Annotated in this window: 2 protein-coding genes; both read right to left on the reverse strand. The window is 38.1% G+C overall.

All coding sequences use genetic code 11. From position 1 onward, the window contains the following. On the reverse strand, window positions 1-258 hold a 258-nt coding region (locus ACIY19_RS10800), incomplete at its 3' end, for a hypothetical protein (RefSeq protein ID WP_409003401.1). Window positions 259-278: 20 nt separating this feature from the next. Beyond that, on the reverse strand, window positions 279-992 hold a 714-nt coding region (locus tag ACIY19_RS10805; RefSeq protein ID WP_409003402.1), incomplete at its 5' end, for a type IV secretory system conjugative DNA transfer family protein.

Below are 992 nucleotides of genomic sequence, written 5' to 3' on the forward strand. Positions count from 1 at the left end.
GCATACTCTTTCCTCCTCTACTAATTCCTTAAATAAAAGATATCCTTCAGGAGTTGCATCTAGTTCACTAACAACTAATGGATCTTCCTGATTCATTGTCACAAAAAGATGAGGAGCTAATTGATAAAAAGTCTCCTCATCTGCCTGTCTAAGTAGCTGCCAAATAGCATAACGTTCTATGGCTAAATTTTCTGGCTTTAGTGCTAAAACTTGTGAGATACTCTCTAGGTATCCTAATTGTGTTTTGGTTGTGTCCATCCTATTTTCCTTTCTATATGTTAGGCCACGAATAACTCTTTTAGCTGCGGAGTCAAATCGTTAGCATATAAAAGCAAGCCATCGATATCTGTCCCTTTTCGAGTATATTCGTACCAGTTTTCTTTGTCTTCAGGAGAACTTGCAATCTCATCTTTTCTAGGATGATCATAGACACTTGCTTTTTTATCTCTGAAGACATTTTGTTTAGAAATAAAGACCAATCCTTCTTCAACCCCAATTCTTGCGACTTCATCTGGAGTTAGAAGGGGACGGCCTTGAATTTGTTTATTTTCACTTGAGGATCCGTTCCGATAACTATGCGATTTTGAAGTGGATCGAGTGCGTATCGTCTGCTTACCTGACCTTGTAGAATAGTATTCCATCGTATCCTTGTCATTGGTTCCTAAAAATAGGTGAGTAGCACAGTTATTAAAGATCGTCTTCCAATCACTTTTATATAGTGATTCTAGCTGATTGACAGCTTGAATGATAATCTTAATAGACATCTCACGACTACGAATCGAAGAGAGAACCTGGGCGAAGTTTGGAATACGGCCAATTTGCGCAAACTCGTCGAAGATAAACTGAATGTGGCGAAGATTTTTTCTACTGTAGCCAGGTACTTTACCTTGCAAGATATCATCAGCCTTATGTGTGAGAACCTCAAAACCAATCGCAAACAAGATTGAGGAAAGAAAATTAAAGGCGTTATTGGTTTCAGGAATAGCAATAAA

The sequence above is a fragment of the Streptococcus sp. ST14 genome, from assembly GCF_046098195.1.
GTDB lineage: Bacteria > Bacillota > Bacilli > Lactobacillales > Streptococcaceae > Streptococcus.